We start from the raw sequence: 25148 nt of genomic DNA, 5'->3' as shown, positions 1-25148 counted from the left end.
AGCTGCTGAGGGTTTCTGCTGTAAAGTATAAACAATGCTACTGTAGCCGTGACTGGATCTCTTCTACAATGCCGCCGTAACGTTTAAGTAACCTTCCCCAATCCGTGAAAAGCTGGTCGTCTTTCACGCTGGTTACGCCATCGGCTCGTTGACTTACAATTTTAACTACATAGGTTAACTCATCGGCATTGCCGCCGCCACTCACAATCATCCTGGTCCGGATGGTGCTCATGCCGTTAAAGTTCTGCACCTGCCACGCTGTTGTAAGATAGCCGGTGTTATAGTCCACAGTTTCCAACACATCATAACTTCGGGTAATAATAGAGCTTAGTATTTTCCAGGCACTTTCTGATGAGATGGACTTATTCACCGGTACCGTTATTCTAACATTTGCCATATCTGTAGAGATGGAGGAATTATAAGCTTCATCTTCCACCATTTCTACAAACTCGGTTAAAGGCGGCTCTTGCATGTTGAGCTGGTTGCAGTAATTTTTAACGTAGCGTATAAAGCCATCTTTTGTAACACGAAGCTCTACACAAGAGTTTTTAGGCACTTTAAGGTCATACTTGCCAACACCTAATACTTTGCCTGCCACCTCTATATTGGCATCTGCGGGTGCTGTGGTGATCTTAATCAGGCGGTCTTCCAGTGCGGCCCTGAACCTGATAGGAGGAGCCGGATCGGTAGCTGGTTTGTTGCAAAATACCTGCACTACTTCAGCAAAGCCCTCCCGGTTTACGCTAACGGTAACACATTCGCCAAAAGGAACGGTTACGTCGGTAGTGCCTCTGCCAGTGGCGGCTCCGTTTAAAAACACGCTGGCATCGGCAGGCGATACTTCAAGGCGAACCTGTCTGTCTTTCATCTCGAAGAAATCCTTTACCGGTGGTACCTCGCGGTCTGGCGAGTTATAGTATACTTTGGTAATAGGGGCGAAGCCTGGCTTTTTAACTTCCAGCGTCAGGAACTTGCCTTTGCCTATTACCATGTTTATTCTTTTGGTGCCAATCATGCGGCCATCTACATAAATCTCTGCATCGTAAGGCTCTGCGCTGATCTCTACCAGGCGGTTTTCAAGGCTTACCTTTTGTTCTTTGTCCCATTTTACCGTTTTAGGATATTCTTTGATCAGGGGCTCATATCCTTCCTTTATAACCTTGATTCTGTTCCTGGAGTTTTTGTCCAGCTTCAATTCAATGCCGCCTACTCCCAGTTCGGCAACTTCAGTATTGTCAGCATCTCTTAGCAAGAAGAATTTGGCATCGGGGATGTTGGAGGTGATATTGATTTTACTCTGGGCAAAAACTGCAACCGATACAAAGTATAAACAGAGTAGCGCGTAGAACTTTTTTCGCATGATCTTAAGGGTTTTGAGAATTATAATGAAACAAGGGTTTTCGGAATTCGGGGCTGTAAGCTTATTTTTAGTATCTACGCAATAAAATATATGAATGTTTTTATTTTTGTATATAGCGTTTATGCTTTGTGTTGAGATGAGTTTGATTAGGTAAGAAGGGTTGATGCTTTATTGCAGGAGAGGGGAAGATAAGTGTCTATCAGGTGGTTGCAGTCTGAAGGATGACTGTTAATTCTGAGTAACGTGAAAAGGTGATGGAGTTAAAAGTGTTGTAATGGTTCATATTCCCACAGGGTTCGAAATGACAGGATAGGGAACCTGATAAGCAGCTAAAGTATAAATGGTGGCTAATTTTATACTTTGGAATTTGGTTTGGGTAAGATTGAAGGGGGAGATTATTTAATGTGAGTTGTTAACGGCTCTGCTATGGTGCGTTTATGCACTATAGGTCTTGTTATGTGTTTGTTTTTCTTTCTACTATATCTTTTAACACTGTGCTAACTTTTTCACCGAAGCAATAATCAATGAAGTACATCCCTTTCCCCTTTTCGTCAACAGCTTCATCTGCTTCTGATGTTAACAGGAACGATTCAGATGCTTTGTCAATGAATTTTTCAAACTTTATTTTCCAATTCTTCTTTCTTACATCATCTACTATTTCAAGTGTCAATGATTTTGGAACGTATAGTACTTCTGACACACTATAGGCAGCCAGTTTATAGTAAAGCTCTTTAAAGGCTTGCTGGTTTACAACCTTGATAAGTCCAGCTTGTCCAGGAATGAAAGAAAGTATAGAAGACCATTTTGGTCCAGCCCAACCAGTCCAAAGAACTTGATAGTCTGAATTTTGCTGAAGATTTCTGTAAAAGCTTTTACTCTGTCCACCCCCACCATAAAGAAGTAAATCATAGTTATTAAGGTCGATACTCTCAGAGAGGGAAATCTCTGAGAGCATTTTTTCATACTCCTTAATTTCTATCAATTTATACTTCTTCATATTTTTAAACACCACATAACTACTTCATAGCAGGAGTACCTACTCCCACTATCTGCAATATAACTGGAGATAAGCAAACTCTATTACTGTAACACGTTTTCTCTCATAGATTTACTGCAGAGACAATCTAGCGAAATCTATACTTTAAATCTACAACTGCTCATTTACTAACTGCAGTGTTTCAGGGTGTATCGTATGGCCGCCATCAAAAGTATAGATTCCAGGAGAAATGCCAAGTTGATTCATTAATTTCCGCTTGCGCTCAAGTGTTTCGGGAGTAATAAATTCGTCGCGGGTGCCATAAACCATAGCAACGGGTAAGTTGGCAAAAGCTGCCTTACTGGTGGCAAAATCAATGTCTTCGGGAAAAGAGGCGGCCCAAAGTATAAGCCGGTGTACTGGTGCATGTTCGGTGGCAAGCCAGCGGCTAACCGTAGCACCACCCTGAGAGAAGCCCAGCACTGTTACACGCACATTTTGGGGGAGTTGTTTTAGCTGCTCCTGCAGCAGCAGGTTTAAGTATGCCGCCTGGTCTTCAATTTCGGAAAGGCGATCTTCCTTGGTCATCCAGGTGGCGCCGATTCTTCCGGAAAAGCCGTCGAGGTAAAATCGTGATAAGGCTTCCGGAGCCACCACAACCGTTTTACTGTTATCAAGCGTGCTGAAGTGGCGCAGAAAGTACCGCGCCAGCTGACCGTAGCCATGGCACACAATCCAGAGGTCTTGCACATCAGCAGAGGGAGTTCCTAATGTATAGTAGCGGGCAGTTCGGGGTACAATCAGGCTGTGTTCCTGCATCTGTATAGGTGATTTAATATTACTGATCTTGTTCGTTAGGAGTTGAGATTACTGCTGAAACCCATCCATGGCCACTCCTGCGAAGAGTGAAAATACTCAGGATGTAAACATCCCCCTACGCCCCCGAATCAAGTCCGGGATCTGCGACTTCGAAGGGGGACTTTCTGCCATTACTCTAATCCGAATATACATTTCATAGCTAACACCATCGCGCGGACAGGTCGCGACCTGTCCCTACAAGAAGCTGCCTATTGAACAGTGGCTATTCCAGAAAGTTACTCTTTAACTCTCTACCTTTCTACCTCCCTACAAGCTTTCGCGGTTAAACTGGAAAGGCAGCAGGTCAGCTACAGATCTGAAACGGTAAAAGTTACCATCGGGGCCTTGGAGCAACACAGGTATCGCTTCGCCTTGCTTGTGCTCGTATTCGGCCATTACCTGGCGGCAGGCACCACATGGCATAGCAGGTAGAAATTCGGCATCTTCGCGCCTACGTGCTGTTACAGCCAGCATTTTAATTTTTTCGTGAGGGTGGTGCGCGCTAAAAGCAAAAAGCGCGGTTCGTTCTGCACACAGCCCTGAAGGGTAAGCAGCGTTTTCCTGGTTGCTTCCTTTAAACATAGTGCCATCTTCCAGCACCAGGGCAGCGCCTACCAGAAAATTAGAGTAAGGAGCGTAAGCGTCGCTGGCGGCTTGTTGGGCCAAGTCCATTGCCTTACGTTCCTGTTCGGTTAGTTCAGTTGGTTCCAGCACATCGATGCTGATATTTATATTAAGTTCACTTGCCATTTCGTCGTGAATAGTTCTAAAAAATAGAAAAGGGCTATAAATTTAAGCTAATATTCTGAGAAAACCATGTTTCTGGTTGGCCTTACGTAGAGTAATGTTTAATTTAAAGCAAACTATAGCGCCACTATGAAAAGAATTCTGTTGCTAGGGGCTGGCCGATCTGCCTCTTCTCTCATTGCCTACTTACTGCAAAACGCTGTCTCCGAAAACTGGCAGCTTACCATCGGAGATATTTCGGTTACCCATCTGCATGTTCTGCTGGAGCCATATAGTTACGCAAATGCCATTACATTTGATGTGCACGATGAGACACAAAGAGCCGAAGAAGTTGCCAATGCTGACTTGGTTATTTCATTATTACCGGCAGTTTTTCACATTATAGTGGCTAAAGAGTGCCTGGCCCAGGAGAAAAACCTGATAACCGCCAGCTATGTGACACCTGAATTTTTAGAGCTACACCAGGAAGCTCAAGATAAAAGCCTGACCATTTTAATGGAGTCTGGCCTGGACCCAGGCATTGATCATATGTCGGCCATGCAGATTGTAAGGCACATTAAAGCTGAGGGAGGCAAGTTAACTTCTTTTAAATCGTTTACAGGCGGATTAGTGGCTCCTGAGTCTGATACCAACCCGTGGCGCTACAAGTTTACCTGGAACCCCCGCAATGTAGTGCTGGCAGGGCAAGGCACGGCAAAGTATATCAAAAACGGAGCCTACAAGTATATACCTTACCACAAGTTATTCCAACGCACCGACGAATTTTATGTAGAAGGCTACGGCCATTTTGAGGGCTATGCCAACCGCGATTCCCTAAGTTACCGCGAACCCTACGGCCTGCTTGATATACCCACGATGCTGCGCGGAACCCTCCGCCGCCCCGGCTACTGCGAAGCTTGGAACGTGTTTGTACAACTTGGCCTAACCGACGACAGCTATACTTTGGATAGCTCCGAAAGTATGACTTACCGCAGCTACCTGCAAGCTTTTCTGCCACCTGCCACAGATGGCCAAAGTATGGAAGAGTGCTTAAGTTTATATTTAGGAATAGACCCGGATGGTGAGGTAGTGCAGAAGCTGGCCTGGCTTGGCTTGTTTGAAGATTCGCCTGTAGAACTGGCTGGTGCCACCCCTGCCCAGGTACTTGAGAAGATTCTGAAGGAAAAGTGGACGCTAAGCCCCGGCGACAAAGACATGATCGTGATGCAGCACCTCTTCGAGTATGAACTAGATGGAGAGAAGCGTGAAATAACTTCCTCGTTAGTAGCTATAGGCGACGACGAAGTACAAACGGCCATGGCTAAAACCGTAGGATTGCCAGTTGGTATACTTGCCAAACTAATGCTCCAAGACCGTATTTCGCATCGTGGTGTAGTTATCCCAATCTACCCGGAACTGTATGAGCCGGTGCTGGAGGAATTAAAAGAGTTTGGGATTGATTTTGTAGAGCAGGAGAGGAGTTTGGTGAGTTAGGGAGTATTGTTTGAATCAGGATTAGTAGGATATACAGGATTACTTTTTATTTGTGTTTACCATGCCACAAGTTTAGCGGCAGCGCAACTTGTGGCTATGTATGATGCCAGTTTGCAACTGGCTTTCTGCGCGAGCAGAAAAGTATACTTTCTGAGATTCCCCTCTTGAGAGGGGTAGGGGTATGTTAACCTACAATACTGAAAGTATAGAGTATAGCTGCGGCCATTGAACTCCTTGCTTTTTCAAAGCAAATCAGTTACAAACTGCTGCTAACTCAGCCACAAGTTACGCTGCCGCTAAACTTGCGGCATTGAAAGTTTAAAAAATTAAATAGTAATCTTTTAGCAATTCCACAAAAGCAGCAGTGTAAGCCACGCCATCAATTTCTCTGATTGCTATACTTTCTACTACAGCAGGCGAAGCCTCAAAAGTATAGGTTTGAATATGCCTGATGCACTTGCCATCAACTTTAGTGTAAACTTCCAATGTATGAGCGAGGTGCAAGCCATACTTCTGCGCCAGCTTCTGAAAAAGTATAGCTTCTGGTGGCGGTAACAGCAAGTGTAATTTTCCTGTTTTATCCAGGTGGTTTTGGGTAAACTGCAGTATCTCTTCAAAGAAAACCTGCTCTACATGGCGGGCTGCGTTAATGGCCGCATCAGGAGATTTAAGCGAAGAAACGAAGAAAGGAGGGTTTGAAAGTATAACGTCGTAGGTCTGCTGGTTATGTGCAGCAAACTCCTGCAGCGACTCGGGGTACAGTTTTAACCTGTCTGCCCAGGGGCTGATGCTAAAATTTTCCTTTGCCTGCTGTTGCGCTTCCGGGTTTATCTCTACAGCATCTATACTTGCACTGCTGCGCTGGGCTACCATCAGCGAGAGCAGGCCTGTGCCGGCACCAATATCAAGTATACTTTTTGCTTCCTTAACATCCATCGCAGTACCAAACAGGCACGAATCGGTGCACACTTTCATGGCGCACTTATCCTGCTCTACCCGGAACTGCTTAAACTGAAAGTATGAATTAGCCAAGGTTCAATTTTGGATGATTGAATAAGTGAATGGGTGAATGAAAGTTTGTAAAATATCCCAATTCATAATTAAAGCGAATTGTACATCCCAGACTCAAAGCCTTCGTCGATGAGCAGGTTAGGGGAGAGGGCGCTGGCAACGGCAAGTTCGTCGCAGCGTTCGTTCTCGGGGTGGCCTGCGTGGCCGCGAATCCAGACGAATTTTACCTTGTGATTTTTATACACACGCAGGAACCTCATCCAGAGGTCGGCGTTGGCTTTGCCTTTAAAACCTTTTTTCTGCCAGCCAAACACCCAGCCTTTTTCCACTGCATCAACCACATACTTAGAGTCAGAATAAACTGTAACGGGTATGCCGGGCTTTGTGATTGCTTCCAGGCCCACAATTACAGCCAGCAGCTCCATACGGTTGTTAGTGGTTTTCCTGAAGCCTTGGCTTATTTCTTTCTCGTGTTGCTTCCAGCGAAGTATAGTACCATAGCCTCCAGGGCCTGGGTTTCCACGTGAAGCACCATCGGTAAACAGTTCAATCATGAATCTAAATGAGTGACTGAGTGCTTGAGCGAATGAGTGAATGTATAATATAAAACTCACTCATTCGCTCAAGCACTCATTCAAAATTATAAGTTAGTCTTAAACAATTTTATGGCAATGGCCAGCAATATGATTCCGAATACTTTCCGGAGAACGTTGGCGCCGTCTTTGCCCAGTTTGCGTTCTATCCACGACGAAGCCTTGAGCACGATGTACACAAACACCAGGTTTATCACTATACCTACCAGCACGTTTGGCAGCGAGTAAGCTGCGCGTAAAGAAAGAAGTGTGGTCATGGTGCCGGCTCCAACTATAAGCGGGAAAGCAAGCGGTACAATAGAGCCGCTTTTTGATTCAGGATCGGAGTGGAAAAAATCCTTTCCCAGGATCATCTCCAGGCCAATCAGGAATATGATAATGGCACCGGCCATGGCAAACGACTGAAAATCGATGCCAAATAACTTGAGTATAGACTGCCCCAGGAACAGGAAAGCGATCATCAGGATACCAGATATAATCGTGGCCTTCTCTGATTCTATTTTGCCTTCGCGCTTGCGCAGGTTTATGATAATGGGAATAGAGCCTAAAATATCTATAACGGCAAAAAGGGTAAGCGTAACAGAAGCTATCTCTTTTAAGCTAAACATGGTGGTGAGTTAGAGAGTTAGAAAGTTAAAGAGTTAGAGAGTTAACTGGAATAATCTGTTTAATCAATCAAATCCTGTTAATCTGCGGTCTTAGGCGTAATAGTGCAGGAAAAAGCGTTTTAGTTCTTCGTACTCTTCATCTAGTATAGCCGGGAAGTTGGCTATCCGGAAGGTGTTGCGGGCCCAGGGGCCGTAGCCGTTGCCCAAGCGCATGTTATGGTGTAGCGCGCGTTTCTTTATATCGTCTACCAATCGCTCCGGGGCCTCAATAGTAATTACGGTTTTAGAGCGTACCTCCTCATTTTCTATCAATAGTTTAAAATCGGTAAACTGGCTGAAGAAAGTATAAAGATCCTCTGCGCGGTCTGATAACTGCTGGTCTATGGTTTTGATAAACTCCCGGTCTTCGAGCATGCGCTTCAGCAGGTAAATATCCAACACATTGGGTGTGTGGGTAGTCTGATAGTTCAGCATTTTCTCGTACATACTTACCAGGCTGTTGTAATGCCCGCGCTCGTTCATTTGCTTAGCCCTGAAAATTGCCCTCGGCGAACATGCCATGATGCCCAGGCCGGCCGGCAGGCCAAAACATTTCTGCACCGATGCATACCAGATGTCAGCCTTTATCAGCTTCAGGTTTAAACCCGCCATAGATGAGGTGGCATCCACGGCAATTAAAGTATCGCGGTAGCGGTTGTGCAGGTTAAGTATGGTGGTGGCGGTTACCTGTGTGCCGTTAGAGGTCTCGTTTTGTGTAAAGCAAATAAGTTCGGTGTCAGTACTAATGTCCAGCTGGTCTACTGGCATCGGCTCATTCACATCAAACTTAAAGCCTTCTGACTTTGGCCTAAGGCTTTTGGCGTACTGGCACCATTTTTCCCCGAAAGAGCCGTTGTAAATATGATAGCTCTTGTGCTTTGTAAGGCTTTGGATCAGGATTTCCCAGCACTCTGTAGCCGAAGAGGTAAAGAAGATAGTATAATCCTGGGGGATATTGAGCTTGCGCTTGATAGAGCCCACCACAGCCCGCGACAGCTGCACAAACTGCTCACCTCTATGGGGAATACTCAGAATATCTTCGTCGTACGCATCTTGTAAATACGTGCGTATTTCTGTATAAACTTTAGACGGCCCTGGATAGAAGTTAAGCATAGAGAAATATCGTAAATATATAGCGCTTATACTATACTTAGGTTTAAAAATTAAGTTTGTAGATAACGGGGATTTATACTTTTGTTACATGTTAAAGCCGATTTGTTTTGGCTTAAGGCGCTCAAAGTACTGTAATGCGAGGCGGTAGCTTTCTAGGCCAAAACCTACAATTACGCCATCACAGTAAGGGGCCAGCATACTTTTATGCCTGAATGCTTCGCGCTTGTATACATTAGATATATGCACCTCAATTACAGGCGTATCAATGGCCTTTATTGCATCCGAGAGGGCTACAGAAGTATGAGTGTAAGCCCCGGCGTTTAATACAATGCCTTTGTAGCTAAAACCTACCTCGTGCAGCTTATCAATCAAAGTGCCTTCTGTGTTAGACTGAAAGTAGGTAAGCTCCAGCCCCGGGAATGCTTCTTTCAGTTCATCAAAATAATCTTCGAAAGAGCGGCTGCCGTAAACAGCTTTTTCGCGCACGCCCAACAGGTTCAGGTTAGGGCCGTTCAGGATGAGTATTTTCATAGAAGAAGCAAATTGATTTTTCCGGTAAATTTCCGAGTTAGCAAAGGTAAGGATTAACTATATTTGCTTTACATAATAATTGTTGAATTGTTGGATGGTTAAATTGTTTGTTGATAAACTAACTTTTTAACTTTCTAACTCCAAAACTCTCTAACTCCCAACAATGTCCTGGTCTATCACAACAAAGCAATTCGGCGAATACCTCAAACTGGAAAAGTCGCTGTCGAAGCATTCCGTCGAAGCTTATTTGCGTGATGTTTCCAAGCTAACCGACTTCCTGGGTTTGAAGGGACTAAAGGTTACACCCCAACAGGTTAAGCCAGCACAGATACGTGAGTTTCTGGAATGGGTGGCGGAGCTGGGTATGACGCCGCACTCGCAGGCACGCACTTTATCCGGCATCAGGGCTTTTTACAAGTTCATGATCATGGAGGATATGCTGCAGACTGACCCTACTGATACTGTGGAGGCACCAAAGCTAAGCCGTAAGCTACCCGATACGCTAAATTTCCATGAGATTGAGCAGTTACTGAGTGCCATTGATATGTCTACCCCGGAAGGTGCACGAAACCGCGCCATGCTGGAAACGCTTTACAGTTCAGGTTTGCGTGTATCCGAACTACTGGATCTGCGCCTGAGCAACCTATACGAGGACATGGGTTTTTTAAAAGTAGCTGGCAAGGGAGACAAGGAACGCCTTGTGCCGATCGGACGTGATGCGCTAAAGCACATAAAACTCTACAAAGAAGGTGTACGCTGCCATCTTAACATTAAAAAAGGCCACGAAGACATTATTTTTCTCAACCGCCGCGGTGCCCAGCTAACGCGCATTATGGTATTTACCATTATCAAAGATTTGGCGGCCAAAGCTGGAATACAGAAAACGGTTAGCCCCCATACTTTCAGGCATTCCTTTGCAACGCATTTAATTGAAGGCGGCGCTGATCTGCGCGCTGTGCAGGAAATGCTGGGCCACGAATCCATCACCACCACCGAAATTTATACCCACCTAGACAGGGATTACCTGAAGCAGGTGATCAAGGATTATCACCCGCGCTCTTAAGCAGACCTCACAGGTTTGGAAAACACTGTGAGGTCTTTTGAGCAAACGCAATGGACTTTGAAAATAATCCTGCCAATCCTCGAATCCTACCTAGTCCAGACTAATGTCCAGCTAGATTTATACTTTCCGTTTCCTTTATCTCAACCCGCTTACCCATTTTCTTCTGAATGATCTTGAAGTGGTGCTGGTCTTCGGGGGTGATAAGTGAAATAGCCTCGCCAGTGGCGCCTGCGCGTCCGGTGCGGCCAATGCGGTGAATGTAATCTTTGGGAGAGCGCGGCAGGTCGTAATTTACAACGTGAGACAGCTGGTCTATGTCGATACCTCTTGAGGCCAGGTCGGTGGCTACTAGCACGCGTAATTTGCCTGCTTTAAATTTTTGCAAAGCATCGGTTCTGGCACCCTGGCTTTTCTTACTGTGCATGGCTGCGGCTTGTATACCATTCTTACTTAGTTTATCCGCGACATTGTCAGCAGTACGCGTAGATGATACAAACACCAGTACCTGCTGCCAGTCGCCTTGTTTGATGAGGTAACGCAGGAACGGACCTTTCTTCTCAGGTGCAATATTATAAGCTACCTGGTTTATCTGCTCCGGACTTATACTTTCGGCCTCTATTTGTACAATAACCGGGTTGTGCAGCAGCCTTTCGTTTATACTTTGAACATCGGTGCTGAGGGTGGCGGAGAAAAGTATACTTTGGCGTTTAGCGGGCAGCAACGAAAAAATTTTGTCCATCTCTTCTTTAAAACCCAGGTTAAGCATTTTGTCCGCTTCGTCGAGCACCAGCACCTCTACCTGCGATAAATGCACCGCTTTAGATTCTACCAGGTCCAGTAAACGGCCAGGCGTGGCCACCAGCACATCGGTACCTTGCAATTGCTTCATTTGCGGGTTTATCGATACACCACCATACACGGCGAGCGTTTTTACTTTTCGAGGCAGATCTGCGCTAAAAGTATGAACTACATCCTTTACCTGGGCTGCCAGTTCGCGGGTGGGCACAAGTATAAGCGCCTTTACAAACCTGTTGCGCGATGGCTCGGTTTTCTGGAACAACTCCAGTATCGGTAATACAAAACCTGCTGTTTTACCGGAGCCTGTCTGTGCAATTCCCAGTACATCTCTTCCCTTAAGTATGGCTGGTATGGCCTGCTGCTGAACAGGGTAAGGTTTTTCGTACTGCTGAGCAGCTATACTTATAACAAGCGGTGCAGATAAACCAAGAGAGGCAAAGGACATAAAGTATAGATTAAGTATGAGAAAGTACGTTTATACTTCCTGTTCGCTGCAAAGGTATAGCTTTTATACGTGTAATGCTGTGGTGGTAAAGTATGGCCGCGCACAGTGTAGCTATTCTGTAAATCTTTACTTAAGTTTAGTATGATATAAACCTACCCATTTAACTATGGCTGAAGCGCATGATACAGGTAAACTGCTGGGTATTAACAAAGATTTTTTACCAGAGTTTGTTTATGGAGGCATAGATGGCGCCATTACTACGTTTGCTGTGGTGGCCGGAGCTACAGGTGCCAACCTCGACATACCCGTAGTGATCATACTTGGGTTTGCCAACCTGATTGCAGATGGCTTCTCTATGTCGGTGGGTAATTTCTTTTCTACCAAAGCCAGTCTGGATAACTATGAGAAACACAAAGCCACAGAATACTGGGAAGTAGAAAACAAGCGCGAAACAGAGGTAGAGGAGATACGGGACATTTACCGGAAAAAAGGCTTTGAAGGCGACTTGCTGGAGCAGGTTGTAGAGGTGATAACTTCTGATAAGGAAGTATGGGTTGAAACCATGATGAAGGAAGAACTGAACATGACCAAAGATGATAAATCGCCTTATCAAACCGCCGGCATGACTTTTTTCTCTTTTCTGCTGATCGGATTTATACCTTTGGCGGCTTATGTATATGCATTGGTTTTTGATACCAGTAAAGCGAACCTGTTTATCTACGCCTGTCTGCTAACAGGTTTGGCAATGGTAATAATCGGAATACTTAAAAGTATAGTTACCCAGAAAAAGATTGTAAGAGGAATTGCCGAAACACTGTTTCTGGGTGGTATTGCAGCTATATTGGCTTATTATGCTGGCGCTGTATTGGAGGGTTTGTTCAGGTGAAACATATCAAGTTAATTTAGCATCTCGACAGAAGGAGAGATCTATCTGGAATTCTATAGAGATTTCTCGCTGTGCTCGAAAAGACAAATTATTCTTTGTTGATGATGCTGGTTTATACTTATTGCGTCTTCATCTTCTTAAAAATCACTATACTTCCTGCTTTCCTAAAATTCTGACCTTATATTTGAAGCAGCAAACCAACCCAAACCCTGCTGCCGTGTATAAAAGCCTCATCCGTCCGCTGCTGTTCCAGCTAGACCCCGAAAAAGTTCATTATCTTACCGCTGATGCCGTTAAATTCGGTTACAAGCTGCCCCTGGTAGAAAGTATAACCCAAAGTATATTTCAGGTGCAGGACCAACGGCTGGAGCGCGAGCTGTTTGGCTTAAAGTTTCCGAACCCGGTTGGCCTGGCAGCTGGCTTTGATAAAGATGCCAAGCTGATAGATGAGTTTGCCAATTTCGGATTTGGGTTTATTGAAATTGGTACGCTTACTCCTAAACCACAGGCCGGTAATGAAAAGCCACGCCTTTTCCGCTTGCCAAAAGATAAGGCCATTATTAACCGCATGGGCTTTAACAACGAAGGCGTTGATGCAGCAGTCAGAAGGCTTGAGAAGCGTAAAAGCAACATTATCGTAGGCGGAAACATCGGCAAAAATAAAGTTACACCTAACGAAGAGGCTACCAGCGATTACCTGTACAGCTTTAAAGCTTTGTTTGATGTAGTAGATTACTTTGTAGTAAACGTAAGCTCGCCCAACACCCCGGATCTGCGCGCCCTCCAGGACAAAGAACCGCTAAAAAAGCTTTTGCTGACGCTACAAGAAGAAAATAACAAGCACGCCAAACCAAAGCCGCTGCTGCTCAAGATCGCCCCGGATCTTAACATGGACCAACTCAACGATATCATAGAAATAGCCACAGAGGCAAAGCTTAGTGGCATTATTGCTACCAATACTACTGTGAGCAGAGCCGGATTGCATACTTCTGCAGCAGAAATTGAGAAGATCGGAATGGGTGGCCTAAGCGGAAAGCCACTTACACAGCACGCTACCCAGATCATACAGCACCTGCGCACCTACCTGCCAAAAGAAATCAAGTTGATCGGTGTAGGCGGTATCATGACGGCTGAGGATGCTGTAGAGAAAATGCAGTCTGGCGCCGACCTGGTGCAATTGTATACTGGCTTTATCTACGAAGGCCCATCGTTGGTTACCCGGATAAATAAGAAGTTGCTGGGAAGTTAGTTATTCGTTATTCATATCTGTAGAGACGTAACACTGTTAAGTTTTAATGCTGCTTCGTCTTGTATAGTATTAAGAATAAACGCAAAGACCTCGCGGCGTCTTTATGACCCGCGAGCGTCTAACCTGCCTGCTAAAAAGTAATAACCCCTCACAAGCAAATGCCATTCCAACCCAGACACTCGCAGGACCTCCGGACGCTGCGAGGTCTTTATCATTCAGTAAAACAAAGACAAAGTTCATCGTTCAACCAACAACAATTTAACAATTAAACAATTTAGCCATTCAACTATCAGCAATCAACAATCAAATTATTTCACAAATTTGAGTAAAAGCCTTCCCTTTTGCTGGGTGCATCTATCCAAAAAAATGTAAATTTGAAATCTTAATTAGTCAGAGGGTATGGCCAAGAACACTTACAGAAACGATACGCTTAATGTTGGGCGGCAGAATGAGGTGCGGGGTAAGAACGAGCCACGCAGGGCAAATGTGCCTAAAAGCGAGATGGGCAAGAAGGATAAGAAAAAATGGTCTTTCAAAATGCCATCTTTTTCGCTACCATCGCTGCCAACTGTTAATATAGCTTTTTTACAAGACCGCCGTTTTAAACTTTCGGTAGGCTTTACGTTTTTGTTGATATCCTTCTGCATGACCATTGCATTCGTGTCGTACCTGTTTACAGGCAAGGCCGACCAAAGCGTGGTAGATTATGTAAGCGGCACTGGTTTAAAAGAGTCGGGCAGAGAGGCTGAGAACTGGTTAGGCTTATTTGGAGCCTGGCTGTCGCATATCTTTATCTATAAACTGGTAGGCCTCGGCGCCTTCTTTATCATACCTGTTTTCTTTTTTGCAGGGTTGCGCATCGTTTTCAAGCGCGTTAACATCTCCATGTCGTACATACTTGGCCTTTGCAGCTTTAGCACGCTATGGCTTTGCCTGAAGCTGGGTTATGTGGTGTTTGCACTGGATGCTGTGGGGCCTTTAGGCTTTTTAGGAGGTGGTATTGGCATTGAGTCAGCTATCTGGATGAACAGCCTGATTGGCTGGGGTTCGTGGCTGGTGTTAGGCTTTTTGCTGCTGGTGTTCCTGGTCGGCTTTTTTAACATAACAAGTATAAACTGGGGTTCGAAGGCTAAAGAAGTTGAAGAAGAGGACGAAGACAAGCCACTTGGTAACTACGCTTCTGCGCAGTCCCTTGGCGATGTGTTGGGCAACGGCAGCCGCAGCATAAACCATAACGCAGACCCAACGGCTTCGCTGGAGTATGAGGAGGAAGAAGAAGAGCTTTACGACGAGGACGACGAGGAAATCAATCGTGCCCTAGAAATGGAGCTGAGTGCCCTCACTACCATTGAAGAAGTTCCTGCTAAATCAGCTGGCCCAACCCTGGAGCTGGATATAGACGAAGCTTTACTGGAAGAAGAAGAGTTTGACAATACCGAAGAACCTGAATTTGAGCCAGAGATGGAACTGGAGATCAAGCAGGTGCCAGAAGAAGCCGAGGCTGACGTAATCTCAGGTGAAAACTACGACCCAACCCTGGACCTTGCCCGTTACCAGTACCCACACATCGACCTGCTGAACGATTACGGCACAAGTAAAATACAGGTAACAAAAGAAGAATTAGAAGAAAATAAAGACAAGATCGTAGCTACGCTGGGCCATTATAACATTGGTATTGCCAGCATTAAAGCCACCATTGGACCAACTGTTACACTTTACGAGATAGTGCCGGATGCCGGTGTGCGTATCTCCAAGATCAAAAACCTGGAGGATGATATTGCCCTTAGCTTAGCGGCCCTGGGTATCCGTATTATTGCGCCAATTCCGGGTAAGGGTACGATTGGTATTGAGGTGCCGAACACGAAGAAAGAGATGGTTTCCATTAAGTCCATACTTTCTACAGAGAAGTTCATGAAGAGTGACATGGACCTGCCAATCGCCTTTGGTAAAACCATCACCAACGAAGTATTTATCACCGACCTGGCTAAAATGCCGCACTTGCTGATGGCCGGTGCTACAGGTCAGGGTAAGTCAGTTGGACTTAACGCTATACTCACTTCTTTACTGTACAAGCGCCATCCTTCGCAGCTGAAGTTTGTGTTAGTCGACCCTAAGAAAGTGGAATTATCGCTGTTCAATAAGATTGAGCGCCACTTCCTAGCTAAGCTGCCGGATAGCGAAGAGCCTATTATCACCGACACCAAAAAAGTAGTGAACACGCTGAACTCGCTTTGTATGGAGATGGATATGCGCTACGACCTGCTGAAAGATGCTGGTTGCCGTAACCTGAAAGAGTATAACCGCAAGTTTGTAGAGCGTAAGCTGAACCCTAAAAAAGGCCACCGCTTTATGCCGTTCATCGTGTTGGTGATAGACGAGTTGGCCGACTTAATGATGACTGCCGGTAAAGAAGTAGAAACCCCGATTGCGCGTCTGGCACAGCTGGCCAGAGCCATTGGCATACACCTGGTAGTAGCTACGCAGCGTCCGTCGGTAAACGTAATTACGGGTATCATCAAAGCTAACTTCCCGGCGCGTATCTCCTTTAAAGTAACCTCTAAAATCGACTCCCGCACTATTTTGGATGCCGGCGGAGCCGACCAACTCATAGGCCAGGGTGATATGCTCTTCTCTATCGGTTCGGATATGGTGCGTATTCAGTGTGCTTTCGTGGATACCCCGGAAGTTGATAGAATCTGTGACTTTATTGGCGAGCAGCAAGGTTACAGTGATGCTTACCTGTTGCCAGAATTTGTGGGCGATGAAGGCGGCAACGAAAAAGCAGACTTCGACCCAAGCTCAAAAGACCCATTATTTGAAGAGGCCGCCAGAATTATTGTACAGCACCAGCAGGGAAGTACCTCGCTGCTGCAGCGCCGCCTGAAGCTGGGCTACAACCGCGCAGGCCGTTTAATTGACCAATTAGAGTCGGCTGGTATTGTGGGTCCGTTTGAAGGAAGCAAGGCCCGCGAAGTTTTAATTCCGGACGAATACAGTTTGGAACAGTTATTGAATACAATGGGGTAGATATACCTTACAAGTAAATTTTGAACATGAAACGATTATTCTCTCTATTGCTGGCGTTGGTGCTTTTTGTAAACCTGGCAAATGCGCAGCAGGACCCTAAGGCAGGCAAAATTTTGAATGCCATGAGCCAGAAGTATAAGACTATGAAGGCCTTTAAGGCAAATTTTAGCCAAACGCTGGAGAATCCTTCTGCCAAGGTTAAGGAAACTATGAACGGCGATATACTGGTAAGCGGCAACAAATACCGTTTAGGCGTAAGCGGCCAGGAGATCCTTAACGATGGTAAACTAATGTATACTTATCTGAAGGATGCCAACGAAGTAACGATCACAGAGACTGACGCAGAGGCAGAAGCTATGTCGCCGAGCAAGATCTTTGAGATGTATAAAAAAGGCTACAAGTATGCCCACGCCGGTACCGAGACGATGGATGGTGTAAAGTATGATGTGATCGAGATGGCCCCTGAAGACCGTAGCAACCCGATCTTTAAAGTACGCCTGTTCATCAACCAGAAAGACAGCACCCTGAAGAGCTGGCAGATGTTCCGTAACAACGGAAATCGCTATACTTATACTATTAAGAACTTTCAAGCTAACCCAACCCTTGCTTCTGATGCTTTCACTTTCAACAAGGCAAAGTATAAAGGTGTGAGTGTGGTTGACCTTAGATAGAAATACCAACCTTTTATGAATTAGAAAGGCTGTTCCCGGTTTGGGAGCAGCCTTTTTGTTTTATCTCACCCCAGCCCTCTCTTAATAACAGGAGCTTTTCTGCAGCACCGGGTCCAACCACCCCTGCCCCTCCTTATCTAAGGCGGGGAGCCTGCTATTACTTTAGTTAAAGTATAGGTTTCATTGCTGCAGCTATTCCTCGGACAGGTCGCGACCTGTCCCTACAGGAGGTTATATGACAGCTACTATTTTGATGGCGTGAAATGCAGTAAGTAAAAATTCCCCGCCTTGGATAAGGAGGGGCTAGGGGTGGTTGGACCAAGCGCAGCTGAAAACAAAGTATACTTCAACCATACCTCACCAAAAAATCAGTTTTTGCACCATCGCTTATTCTTTTACTTTTGTATAAACCTTTCCTGCAAAGCCCCATGACCAGAGAACATCTTTTCGAGCAAATCCTGCTAAAGAAATCATACTTGTGCGTTGGCCTTGATACTGACCCTAAAAAATTGCCGCAGCACCTCCTGGACACAGAAGATCCTGTGCTGGAGTTTAACAGGCAAATTATAGAGGCGACTGCTGACCTGTGTGTGGCTTACAAACCAAACATCGCTTTTTATGAGGCGCAGGGGCCAAAAGGTTGGGTAAGTCTGGAAAAAACGCTGGAGTATATCCCGAAAGAGATCTTTACCATTGCCGATGCCAAGCGCGGCGATATTGGCAATACCTCTGAGCTTTATGCCCGAGCCTTCTTCGAGACGATGAATTTTGACTCAGTAACCGTAGCGCCATACATGGGCTCTGACTCAGTGAAGCCATTTTTGATGCAGGGTGGCAAGTGGGTTATACTTCTGGCGCTTACCTCTAACCCAGGCAGCAAAGATTTCCAGATGCTACGCCTTTCTGATGGCAGCGAAGAATACCTGTTTGAGCAGGTGCTGCGCGAAAGCTCTGAATGGGGCACACCAGGCCAGCTGATGTTTGTGGTAGGTGCTACGCAGGCAGAGTATATACAGCGCGTGAGGCAAATTGTACCGGAGCACTTCCTGTTGGTACCGGGTGTGGGAGCACAGGGCGGTAGCCTAGAAGAGATCTCAAGACTGGGCATGAACCAGCGTTGCGGCCTGTTGGTAAACTCATCCCGTGGCATTATCTACGCCTCCTCTGGCCGCGATTTCGCCGAAAAAGCAAGAGAGGCTGCGCTGGAAATTCAGAAAGAGATGGAGCAGTACCTAGAGCAGTATGTGCAGCATGTGTAATGGTGATTATCTTAATATTTATTAACATTTTATAAATGCTTGTAGTATGATTTCAGCTCATTTCAAGAATATTAAAAATGAACTTATAAAAGAGATTTCATTAGCAAAGTATTCTATTAAAATTGCTGTTGCCTGGTTTACAAATGCTGAAATTTTTGACGCACTACTTCTAAAATGTAAAGCTGAGAAGATAAAAGTAGAGCTTATTATTATTGGTGATTCAATCAATATCAGACCTTACGGTATTGACTTCAATTTACTAATAGAAAATGGAGGTAATGTTTTTCTAAGTGAATCTGATACGTTAATGCACCATAAATTTTGTGTCATTGATGATAGAGTGTTGATCAATGGGTCTTATAATTGGACTTATTTAGCAGAATCAAGTAATAACGAAAATATTACAATCATAAAAGATAATGCTCATCTCATTAATTGCTTTAATTCAGAGTTTGGTAGGCTTATAGTGAATAAACAACCTGAGAACTCAATTAATCAATTCTCTAGAAGTCAAGCTACTGACTTTGGAAGAATAATGAATTATGATGATATTAAGGTAGAAGAATATGTGGCTAGTGCTAATTATCTCCATAAAAAGGGGGATGTAGCTGATGTATTAAATATATTAAAGATTGTTAATGCAAAGGATACTAAAACTGCAAACAGTTTTCTAAGTGCAAAGATTAATGAAGGAGATGAGTTATACTTGGAACTGTACAAATCAATAACATCAAATTCTGAAGAAATATTAAATAAGAAAAGCTATTCAGATTATTGTGAAGTAATAAAAAGGTTAATTAATAAAGAGAACTATATAGATGCTATTAAAGAAGCAAATGAATGTATAAAGAAATATCCATATCGTTTTTCTGTACATGTGTATTGTGGTGATGCTAAAATGCAACTCAATGATATAGAAGGGGCCAAATTAGAATATAAAAAAGCACTTAAAAGTAAAGCCACACCTGGAGCTAACTTAGTTTATTATGGAAAGACTTACAATTATAGATTTTTTCCTTATGCCGACATCTACTTAAAGTTAGGAGATAAAGATGGAGTAATAAGCCAACTAAAATCTGCAGTTAATACATACAGATACAAGAATATAACTAAAGGTGTAGAAAGGGCACAAGATTATCTTAGACGTATCGAAAACAACGAATCAATTACTAGAATATTTTAAGGGAATTTTGAAAATGCTCACCCTAACTCACACCACTTCCGACAACCCCGATTTCCGGAGCCTTATCGTTTTATTGGACCAGGACCTTGCCATCAGAGACGGTGAAGAGCATGCTTTTTATGCGCAGTTTAATAAGATTGATAGTATAAAGCATGTAATCATGGCGTATGTAGACGGTAAAGCTGCTGGTTGCGGTGCTATAAAACAATATGCCGATGGCGTGGCTGAGGTAAAGCGCATGTTCGTGCACCCGGATTTCAGAGGGCAGGGTATTGCTAAAAGTATACTGGCAGGCTTAGAGGCATGGGCAAAGGAGCTGAAGTATAAAGCAACTATCCTGGAAACAGGTACAAAACAACCGGAGGCCATAGCATTGTACAGGAGCAGCGGCTACAGGCAAATACCAAACTACGGCCAGTACGCCGGAGTAGTAAACAGTTTGTGCTTCGAGAAGGTGTTGGAGCAGTAGGAATAAAATATCTTTTCATTCACGCTTTTTACTTTCTGCATCCACATCAGTATAGTACGTAAAATGCTTACCCTAACCCGAACCGATTCCAGCAATCGCGACTTTCTATGCCTGGTACAACTGCTGGACAAGGAGGTACAAGGCAGGTACGGGGAGGAACATGCTGCTATTGCGCCATTTAACAAACTGGATGATATTAAGCACGTAATCGTAGCTTATATAAACGGGGAGCTTGCAGGTTGTGGAGCAATCAAAAAGTATGATGGCGAAACCGCAGAGATTAAGCGTATGTTTGTGCATCCACGTTTTAGAGGGAGTGGCGTTGCGAAAGCAGTTTTAGAAGCGCTGGAGGCATGGGCTATAGAGCTGGGTTATACTTTTTCTATATTAGAAACAGGCATTAAGCAACCGGAGGCAATTGGCCTGTATTCAGGTTTAGGCTATAAGCAAATACCGAACTTCGGACAGTATGCAGAAATAAAAATCAGCCTTTGTTTTAAAAAGGAATTAAAATAAAGTAGTCTGATAACTGCCGTTACGGACATTCTTGTCTGTGTAATGTTAGTAAATATGGGGACAAGGAAGTCCCCGGCAGAAAGCTTCCGGACTTGGAAGTCCGAAAGAGCAGAAAGAACTGCAAAAGAATATTTTTTAAGAACTTAACATCATGACTAACAACGACGTACTTCGCCGCATCCGCTATACTTTCGACTACAACGACGCTCAGATGATTGAGCTGTTTGCCTCTGGGGGTATGCAGGTAACACGTGCCGAGGTAAGCGACTGGCTTAAGAAAGAGGACGACCCGGAGACAAAAGAGATAGGCGATGAGCACTTGGCGGCCTTCCTTAATGGGTTTATCAACGAGAAGCGCGGCAAAAAAGAAGGAGAGCAGCCTGCACCGGAGAAGAAACTGAATAACAATATTATACTTCGCAAGCTCAAGATTGCCCTTAACCTGAAGGATGAGGACATTATAAACATACTTGAGCTGGTAAGGTTTAGAGTTAGCAAGCCTGAGTTAAGTGCCTTTTTCCGTAACCCGAGCCAGAGCCAGTACCGTCCGTTAAAAGATCAGATACTGCGCAACTTCCTGCACGGCATGCAGCTGAAGTACCACGGCCAGGAAAGCTAATCATACTTCACCAACCCATTTCCCATCGTGAAAGAAGATTTCCTGCACTACATTTGGCGGCATCAGTATTTCGAGAAAACGGAGGTAGCCACCACCGATGGGGAACCTGTGCAGGTAATCAGAACCGGCTTTTACAACACCGAAGCCGGTCCCGATTTTAAAGAAGCCATCATCAAAATAGGTGGGGTAGAGTGGTCGGGTAGTGTGGAGATCCATTTAAAAGCGTCTGATTGGCAACGCCACCAGCACCACACCGATGGCAAGTATGACCAGGTGGTGCTGCATGTAGTATGGGAGGCCGATAAACCAGTTTACAGGCAGGACGATTCGCTAATACCTGTGCTTGAGCTTCAGGGGAAGGTGAATCTTCAGATGCTGCATAGGTACCAGCAACTACAGCAGGCGCATCATGCTATACCTTGCGCTGCTTTCTGGCCAACGGTGCCGGAGGTTACCAAACTCGCCATGATGGAGCGCGCCCTGATCGAACGGCTTGAGCTGAAAGGGGAGGAGGTGCTGCAAACTTACCATAGTACCGGCAACGATTGGGAACAAACGGCTTACTATACTTTGCTTCGCAGCTTCGGCTTTAAAACGAACCAATTAGCCTTTGAGCTATTGGCCAAGGCTCTACCTTTTAAAGTAGTGCGGCAGCATGTGGCATCGCAGCATCAGTTGGAGGCTTTGCTGTTTGGGCTGGCAGGTTTTCTGGTTGAGCCTGAAGATGATTATGCGGCGCAGCTGGCAAAGGAGTATACTTTCCTGGCGTATAAGTATAAGCTGCAGCCCATGCAACCGCATCAATGGAATTTCCTGCGCATGCGCCCCGGCAACTTTCCTACGGTGCGGCTGGCACAACTGGCGGCTGTACTTCATAATCGGCCATCGCTTTTTGCTACTTTGCTGGAGCTTGATACTATTAAAGCCTATGAGATACTTTTCAGGGCGCAGGTGTCGGAGTACTGGCAGCAGCATTATATGTTGGGCAGAAAGGCCAAGGGCAAGCAGCAAAGTATGGGTAGAAGCAGTGCGCATAACCTGGTAATTAATGTAGTGGTGCCCCTGTTAACTGCTTACGCTAGGCATACCGGCAACAGACAATACCAGGAAAAAGCCATTGCATTGCTGGAGCAAGTAAAGGAGGAAAGCAATAAGTACACGCGCCTTTACGAGGAACTAGGCTGGCAGGCAAAATCTGCGTCAGATAACCAGGCGGCGCTGGGCTTGTTCAGGTTCTATTGCGAGCCGGTAAACTGCATGCAGTGTGGCATCGGGAATAAAATCATGAAACAGCGGGCAAGCTAAGTATGGAGGTGTTTTTATACTTACTAAATGCTTTGCTAATCTGTGGACTGATCTCGCTACTGTACAGGAATCCAGGCTTACAAAGTATAAAAAAACACCTGTTGCCGGCGTTGGTGCTAAAGTTGCTGGCTGGTATACTTTTGGGCCTGCTCTACCACCACTATTACCACGAAGGCGACACACTTACTTTCAAAAATGCCTCTCTTATACTTTCTGAGTACGCTCTACAAAATCCAGCGGGTTATGTAAAACTCATACTTTTCAACGAGTTCGAAAGTGAGGCTTTCAGGGCTACTGTGCCTTTTTCGAGATTACCTGATTTTTCAAACTCCTTCTTCTTTACAAAACTCCTGAGCCTGCTCAACCTGCTTACCAACAGTCAATATTACCTCAACTCACTGTACTTCTCTCTTTTTAGCTTCTGGGGCACGGCAGCACTGGTTGCTACACTGGTTAAGCACTTCCCAAAGTATAAATCGGCTGCTATGCTGGCGTTTTTATACTTTCCGTCGGTGGTGTTCTGGAGTTCCGGTGTGCTGAAAGATGCCATACTTTTCGGGAGCATGTGTTGGGTATTTGCTGTGGCTGTAGAACTCTCAGAAGGTAAGCGCCTTCGTATACTTAACTGGTTGCTGCTGCCATTTATACTTTACCTGTTTATTCGTATCAAGTTTTTCCTGGCGCTTATCCTACTGCCGCTACTGGTTTTATTCTTATTGATCAGGTTTATAGCAAAACGATCAGGTTCCTTAAAGCAAATAAAAAGTCAGATAGCGGTGCTGTTGATTGGCTTTAGTGCACTAGCTTTGGTGGGTTTATACCTGGCCGTGAATATTAATGATGCTTTCTTCTTACGTAACCTGGTTTATACTTACGAGGGCATTCTGGAGCTATCACAAGAACGGCCACACATTTCCTTTAGTAGTCTAGAGCCTACTGTAGGAAGTATACTTGTCAATGCACCAAAGGCTTTTTTAAGCGCTGTGTTCCGGCCATTTATCTGGGAAGCGGTAAATGTTTTATACTTGCTCATGAGCCTGGAGAACCTGCTTATACTTGCACTTGCTATACTTGCCACTTTCAGCCTGTTTAAAAACGGCTTAAAACAGATTACCCTTTTGCAGGTGTGTTTTGTGCTGATGATTATCTGCTTTGGGGTGATCATCGGGCTAACCACACCTAATTTTGGTACGCTTAGCCGTTACCGCATTGTATTACTGCCTTTCCTGGTGTACCTGCTCCTGCAGAACCAATATATCCATAAGCTGCTGGCTAAACTGCGGTTGTAAAATTTGTGTGAAGCATAGGTATGCAAAATTAATTCATAGCTGCTGTAGCCATTCCCTTCGTAGGGACAGGTCGCGACCTGTCCGCAGATTGGCAGAGGCTATAAAACGTATACTTCTACTAAAGCAGTAACAGAATTCCCCTCTTGAGAGGGGTAGGGATGTGTTATAGCAAAGGCCGTGTTAACAGAAACACGGACAGGTCGCGACCTGTCCCTACAAAAAAATGCTCCCGACAATACAGCAGGTTCTGATAAGCTCTTGCTGAATAACCAACAACCAAAAACTAGCAACCAACAACCACAAACCTGTCTATTTTCAAACTCCCGCGCTTCTTCGTACCTTTGCGCTTTATTTAAGAGAGCTATGCAAAATCCTGTCATCATACTAGGTGCCCAGAAGTTGGGTACCGCAGCATTAGATATTTTTAACAGCAACAACGTGGTGGTGTACTGCTTCCTCGACGATAGCAAAGACCTGCAGCAGCAGGAGGTGAACAACGTGGCCGTAATGAGCAGCACAGAGGATAATGAATTCCTGAAGCTTGTTGGCAAAAAGTGCGACGTATTCGTAGCCGTAGAAGACTCAGCTGCACGCAAAGGCCTTATCAAAATGCTGAAGGACGAGCAGAAAGTTGTACCTGTAAACGCTATTCACAAATTTAGTGCGGTATCTGAATCTGCCTGGCTGGGCCACGGTAATATGGTTGCCGCCGGTGCGGTAGTAAACAACAATGCGAAGGTCGGAAACTATACGTTGATCCACTCTAACGCTGTGGTTGATACATATGCCGAGATCGCTGATTTTGTGCAGGTAGGTGCAGGCGCTGTGATCAACTCAGAAGTGAAAGTGGAAGAAGGAGCCTTTATAGGGTCTGGTGCCGTAGTTGTTTCTGGCGTTAAGATTGGTAAAAATGCCCGTGTAGGTGCAGGTGCCGTTGTAATTGCCGACGTGCCAGCCAAAGCCACAGTTTTCGGAAACCCTGCTGCACAGGTAAAGTAAACTTTTATACTTGCTTAAGCTGTTACAGAACTGATAAAAATTATTTTCAGGTATAGGAGCA

The 25148-nt window shown here is 45.0% G+C and carries 24 protein-coding genes; 14 read left to right on the top strand and 10 right to left on the bottom strand.

Annotated features, from left to right (window positions below):
* Positions 1–37: 37 nt before the first annotated feature.
* The 4 genes from K0O23_RS11720 to cdd form a co-directional block, all read right to left on the bottom strand.
* Positions 38–1360: a PEGA domain-containing protein gene (locus K0O23_RS11720; RefSeq protein ID WP_219877613.1), complete on the bottom strand. Its 1323-nt coding sequence runs from the start codon at positions 1358–1360 to the stop codon at positions 38–40.
* Positions 1361–1814: 454 nt separating this feature from the next.
* Entirely contained in the window at positions 1815–2357 is a 543-nt protein-coding gene (locus K0O23_RS11715) for a hypothetical protein (protein WP_219877612.1), read from the bottom strand.
* A gap of 150 nt (positions 2358–2507) precedes the next feature.
* Positions 2508–3155 (bottom strand): alpha/beta hydrolase, encoded by a 648-nt coding sequence (locus K0O23_RS11710; protein ID WP_219877611.1) that lies wholly within the window; start codon positions 3153–3155, stop codon positions 2508–2510.
* A 306-nt stretch (positions 3156–3461) separates the two neighbouring features.
* Positions 3462–3944 (bottom strand): cytidine deaminase, encoded by a 483-nt coding sequence (cdd, locus tag K0O23_RS11705; protein ID WP_219877610.1) that lies wholly within the window; start codon positions 3942–3944, stop codon positions 3462–3464.
* A gap of 126 nt (positions 3945–4070) precedes the next feature.
* Between cdd and K0O23_RS11700 the strand changes: the two genes are divergently transcribed.
* Positions 4071–5414 carry a saccharopine dehydrogenase family protein gene (locus tag K0O23_RS11700; RefSeq protein ID WP_219877609.1) on the top strand — a complete coding sequence of 448 codons (1344 nt, stop codon included), beginning with the start codon at positions 4071–4073 and terminating at the stop codon, positions 5412–5414.
* Between the two features lie 318 nt (positions 5415–5732).
* Here the strand turns inward: K0O23_RS11700 and K0O23_RS11695 are convergent, their stop codons facing one another.
* The 5 genes from K0O23_RS11695 to aroQ all read right to left on the bottom strand — a co-directional run bounded on the left by K0O23_RS11695 (position 5733) and on the right by aroQ (position 9309).
* The gene (locus K0O23_RS11695; RefSeq protein ID WP_219877608.1) at positions 5733–6446 is read right to left on the bottom strand and encodes a tRNA1(Val) (adenine(37)-N6)-methyltransferase; all 714 of its coding nucleotides are present in this window, start codon (positions 6444–6446) and stop codon (positions 5733–5735) included.
* Between the two features lie 68 nt (positions 6447–6514).
* Positions 6515–6979, bottom strand: a complete 465-nt coding sequence (gene rnhA / locus K0O23_RS11690) for a ribonuclease HI (protein WP_219877607.1) — start codon at positions 6977–6979, stop codon at positions 6515–6517.
* Positions 6980–7065: 86 nt separating this feature from the next.
* Complete coding sequence (locus K0O23_RS11685; RefSeq protein ID WP_219877606.1) at positions 7066–7626, bottom strand: MarC family protein; 561 nt, start codon at positions 7624–7626, stop codon at positions 7066–7068.
* Between the two features lie 90 nt (positions 7627–7716).
* Positions 7717–8778: an aminotransferase class V-fold PLP-dependent enzyme gene (locus K0O23_RS11680; RefSeq protein ID WP_219877605.1), complete on the bottom strand. Its 1062-nt coding sequence runs from the start codon at positions 8776–8778 to the stop codon at positions 7717–7719.
* 84 nt (positions 8779–8862) lie between these two features.
* A complete protein-coding gene (aroQ, locus tag K0O23_RS11675) occupies positions 8863–9309 on the bottom strand; it encodes a type II 3-dehydroquinate dehydratase (protein ID WP_219877604.1) in 447 nt (148 codons plus the stop codon).
* 163 nt (positions 9310–9472) lie between these two features.
* Here aroQ and xerD point away from each other — a divergent pair, with 163 nt between their 5' ends.
* Complete coding sequence (xerD, locus tag K0O23_RS11670) at positions 9473–10372, top strand: site-specific tyrosine recombinase XerD (protein WP_219877603.1); 900 nt, start codon at positions 9473–9475, stop codon at positions 10370–10372.
* Between the two features lie 100 nt (positions 10373–10472).
* Here the strand turns inward: xerD and K0O23_RS11665 are convergent, their stop codons facing one another.
* The gene (locus tag K0O23_RS11665) at positions 10473–11615 is read right to left on the bottom strand and encodes a DEAD/DEAH box helicase (RefSeq protein ID WP_219877602.1); all 1143 of its coding nucleotides are present in this window, start codon (positions 11613–11615) and stop codon (positions 10473–10475) included.
* A 166-nt stretch (positions 11616–11781) separates the two neighbouring features.
* On the opposite strand from K0O23_RS11665, the gene K0O23_RS11660 reads away from it, so the two are divergent.
* The 12 genes from K0O23_RS11660 to K0O23_RS11605 all read left to right on the top strand — a co-directional run bounded on the left by K0O23_RS11660 (position 11782) and on the right by K0O23_RS11605 (position 25087).
* Positions 11782–12501, top strand: coding sequence for a VIT1/CCC1 transporter family protein (locus K0O23_RS11660; RefSeq protein WP_219877601.1), 720 nt, complete (start codon positions 11782–11784; stop codon positions 12499–12501).
* Positions 12502–12718: 217 nt separating this feature from the next.
* The gene (locus K0O23_RS11655) at positions 12719–13750 is read left to right on the top strand and encodes a quinone-dependent dihydroorotate dehydrogenase (protein ID WP_219877647.1); all 1032 of its coding nucleotides are present in this window, start codon (positions 12719–12721) and stop codon (positions 13748–13750) included.
* Between the two features lie 399 nt (positions 13751–14149).
* Positions 14150–16777 (top strand): FtsK/SpoIIIE family DNA translocase, encoded by a 2628-nt coding sequence (locus tag K0O23_RS11650; protein WP_219877600.1) that lies wholly within the window; start codon positions 14150–14152, stop codon positions 16775–16777.
* Positions 16778–16803: 26 nt separating this feature from the next.
* Complete coding sequence (locus K0O23_RS11645; protein ID WP_219877599.1) at positions 16804–17448, top strand: LolA family protein; 645 nt, start codon at positions 16804–16806, stop codon at positions 17446–17448.
* 428 nt (positions 17449–17876) lie between these two features.
* Positions 17877–18707 carry an orotidine-5'-phosphate decarboxylase gene (gene pyrF, locus K0O23_RS11640; protein ID WP_219877598.1) on the top strand — a complete coding sequence of 277 codons (831 nt, stop codon included), beginning with the start codon at positions 17877–17879 and terminating at the stop codon, positions 18705–18707.
* Positions 18708–18753: 46 nt separating this feature from the next.
* Positions 18754–19890, top strand: coding sequence for a phospholipase D-like domain-containing protein (locus K0O23_RS11635; protein ID WP_219877597.1), 1137 nt, complete (start codon positions 18754–18756; stop codon positions 19888–19890).
* A gap of 13 nt (positions 19891–19903) precedes the next feature.
* Positions 19904–20359: a GNAT family N-acetyltransferase gene (locus K0O23_RS11630; protein ID WP_219877596.1), complete on the top strand. Its 456-nt coding sequence runs from the start codon at positions 19904–19906 to the stop codon at positions 20357–20359.
* A gap of 63 nt (positions 20360–20422) precedes the next feature.
* Positions 20423–20875 (top strand): GNAT family N-acetyltransferase, encoded by a 453-nt coding sequence (locus K0O23_RS11625; protein WP_219877595.1) that lies wholly within the window; start codon positions 20423–20425, stop codon positions 20873–20875.
* Positions 20876–21026: 151 nt separating this feature from the next.
* A complete protein-coding gene (locus K0O23_RS11620) occupies positions 21027–21494 on the top strand; it encodes a YehS family protein (protein ID WP_219877594.1) in 468 nt (155 codons plus the stop codon).
* Between the two features lie 27 nt (positions 21495–21521).
* Entirely contained in the window at positions 21522–22799 is a 1278-nt protein-coding gene (locus K0O23_RS11615; RefSeq protein ID WP_219877593.1) for a DUF2851 family protein, read from the top strand.
* Positions 22800–22801: 2 nt separating this feature from the next.
* Entirely contained in the window at positions 22802–24088 is a 1287-nt protein-coding gene (locus K0O23_RS11610; RefSeq protein ID WP_219877592.1) for a hypothetical protein, read from the top strand.
* 363 nt (positions 24089–24451) lie between these two features.
* Entirely contained in the window at positions 24452–25087 is a 636-nt protein-coding gene (locus tag K0O23_RS11605; protein ID WP_219877591.1) for a NeuD/PglB/VioB family sugar acetyltransferase, read from the top strand.
* Positions 25088–25148: the final 61 nt, after the last annotated feature.

Source organism: Pontibacter aydingkolensis (genome assembly GCF_019443125.1).
Classification (GTDB): domain Bacteria; phylum Bacteroidota; class Bacteroidia; order Cytophagales; family Hymenobacteraceae; genus Pontibacter; species Pontibacter aydingkolensis.
Note: the sequence above shows the minus strand (reverse complement) of the source record. Positions and strands in the feature narration are given on the sequence as shown.

What these genes read in the sequence shown, in the direction of transcription:
- K0O23_RS11720 (WP_219877613.1), bottom strand. Translation starts at nt 1,360, where the DNA reads ATGCGAAAAAAGTTCTACGCGCTACTCTGTTTATACTTTGTATCGGTT.
- K0O23_RS11715 (WP_219877612.1), bottom strand. Translation starts at nt 2,357, where the DNA reads ATGAAGAAGTATAAATTGATAGAAATTAAGGAGTATGAAAAAATGCTC.
- K0O23_RS11710 (WP_219877611.1), bottom strand. Translation starts at nt 3,155, where the DNA reads ATGCAGGAACACAGCCTGATTGTACCCCGAACTGCCCGCTACTATACA.
- cdd (WP_219877610.1), bottom strand. Translation starts at nt 3,944, where the DNA reads ATGGCAAGTGAACTTAATATAAATATCAGCATCGATGTGCTGGAACCA.
- K0O23_RS11700 (WP_219877609.1), top strand. Translation starts at nt 4,071, where the DNA reads ATGAAAAGAATTCTGTTGCTAGGGGCTGGCCGATCTGCCTCTTCTCTC.
- rnhA (WP_219877607.1), bottom strand. Translation starts at nt 6,979, where the DNA reads ATGATTGAACTGTTTACCGATGGTGCTTCACGTGGAAACCCAGGCCCT.
- K0O23_RS11685 (WP_219877606.1), bottom strand. Translation starts at nt 7,626, where the DNA reads ATGTTTAGCTTAAAAGAGATAGCTTCTGTTACGCTTACCCTTTTTGCC.
- K0O23_RS11680 (WP_219877605.1), bottom strand. Translation starts at nt 8,778, where the DNA reads ATGCTTAACTTCTATCCAGGGCCGTCTAAAGTTTATACAGAAATACGC.
- aroQ (WP_219877604.1), bottom strand. Translation starts at nt 9,309, where the DNA reads ATGAAAATACTCATCCTGAACGGCCCTAACCTGAACCTGTTGGGCGTG.
- xerD (WP_219877603.1), top strand. Translation starts at nt 9,473, where the DNA reads ATGTCCTGGTCTATCACAACAAAGCAATTCGGCGAATACCTCAAACTG.
- K0O23_RS11665 (WP_219877602.1), bottom strand. Translation starts at nt 11,615, where the DNA reads ATGTCCTTTGCCTCTCTTGGTTTATCTGCACCGCTTGTTATAAGTATA.
- K0O23_RS11660 (WP_219877601.1), top strand. Translation starts at nt 11,782, where the DNA reads ATGGCTGAAGCGCATGATACAGGTAAACTGCTGGGTATTAACAAAGAT.
- K0O23_RS11650 (WP_219877600.1), top strand. Translation starts at nt 14,150, where the DNA reads ATGGCCAAGAACACTTACAGAAACGATACGCTTAATGTTGGGCGGCAG.
- K0O23_RS11645 (WP_219877599.1), top strand. Translation starts at nt 16,804, where the DNA reads ATGAAACGATTATTCTCTCTATTGCTGGCGTTGGTGCTTTTTGTAAAC.
- pyrF (WP_219877598.1), top strand. Translation starts at nt 17,877, where the DNA reads ATGACCAGAGAACATCTTTTCGAGCAAATCCTGCTAAAGAAATCATAC.
- K0O23_RS11635 (WP_219877597.1), top strand. Translation starts at nt 18,754, where the DNA reads ATGATTTCAGCTCATTTCAAGAATATTAAAAATGAACTTATAAAAGAG.
- K0O23_RS11630 (WP_219877596.1), top strand. Translation starts at nt 19,904, where the DNA reads ATGCTCACCCTAACTCACACCACTTCCGACAACCCCGATTTCCGGAGC.
- K0O23_RS11625 (WP_219877595.1), top strand. Translation starts at nt 20,423, where the DNA reads ATGCTTACCCTAACCCGAACCGATTCCAGCAATCGCGACTTTCTATGC.
- K0O23_RS11620 (WP_219877594.1), top strand. Translation starts at nt 21,027, where the DNA reads ATGACTAACAACGACGTACTTCGCCGCATCCGCTATACTTTCGACTAC.
- K0O23_RS11610 (WP_219877592.1), top strand. Translation starts at nt 22,802, where the DNA reads ATGGAGGTGTTTTTATACTTACTAAATGCTTTGCTAATCTGTGGACTG.
- K0O23_RS11605 (WP_219877591.1), top strand. Translation starts at nt 24,452, where the DNA reads ATGCAAAATCCTGTCATCATACTAGGTGCCCAGAAGTTGGGTACCGCA.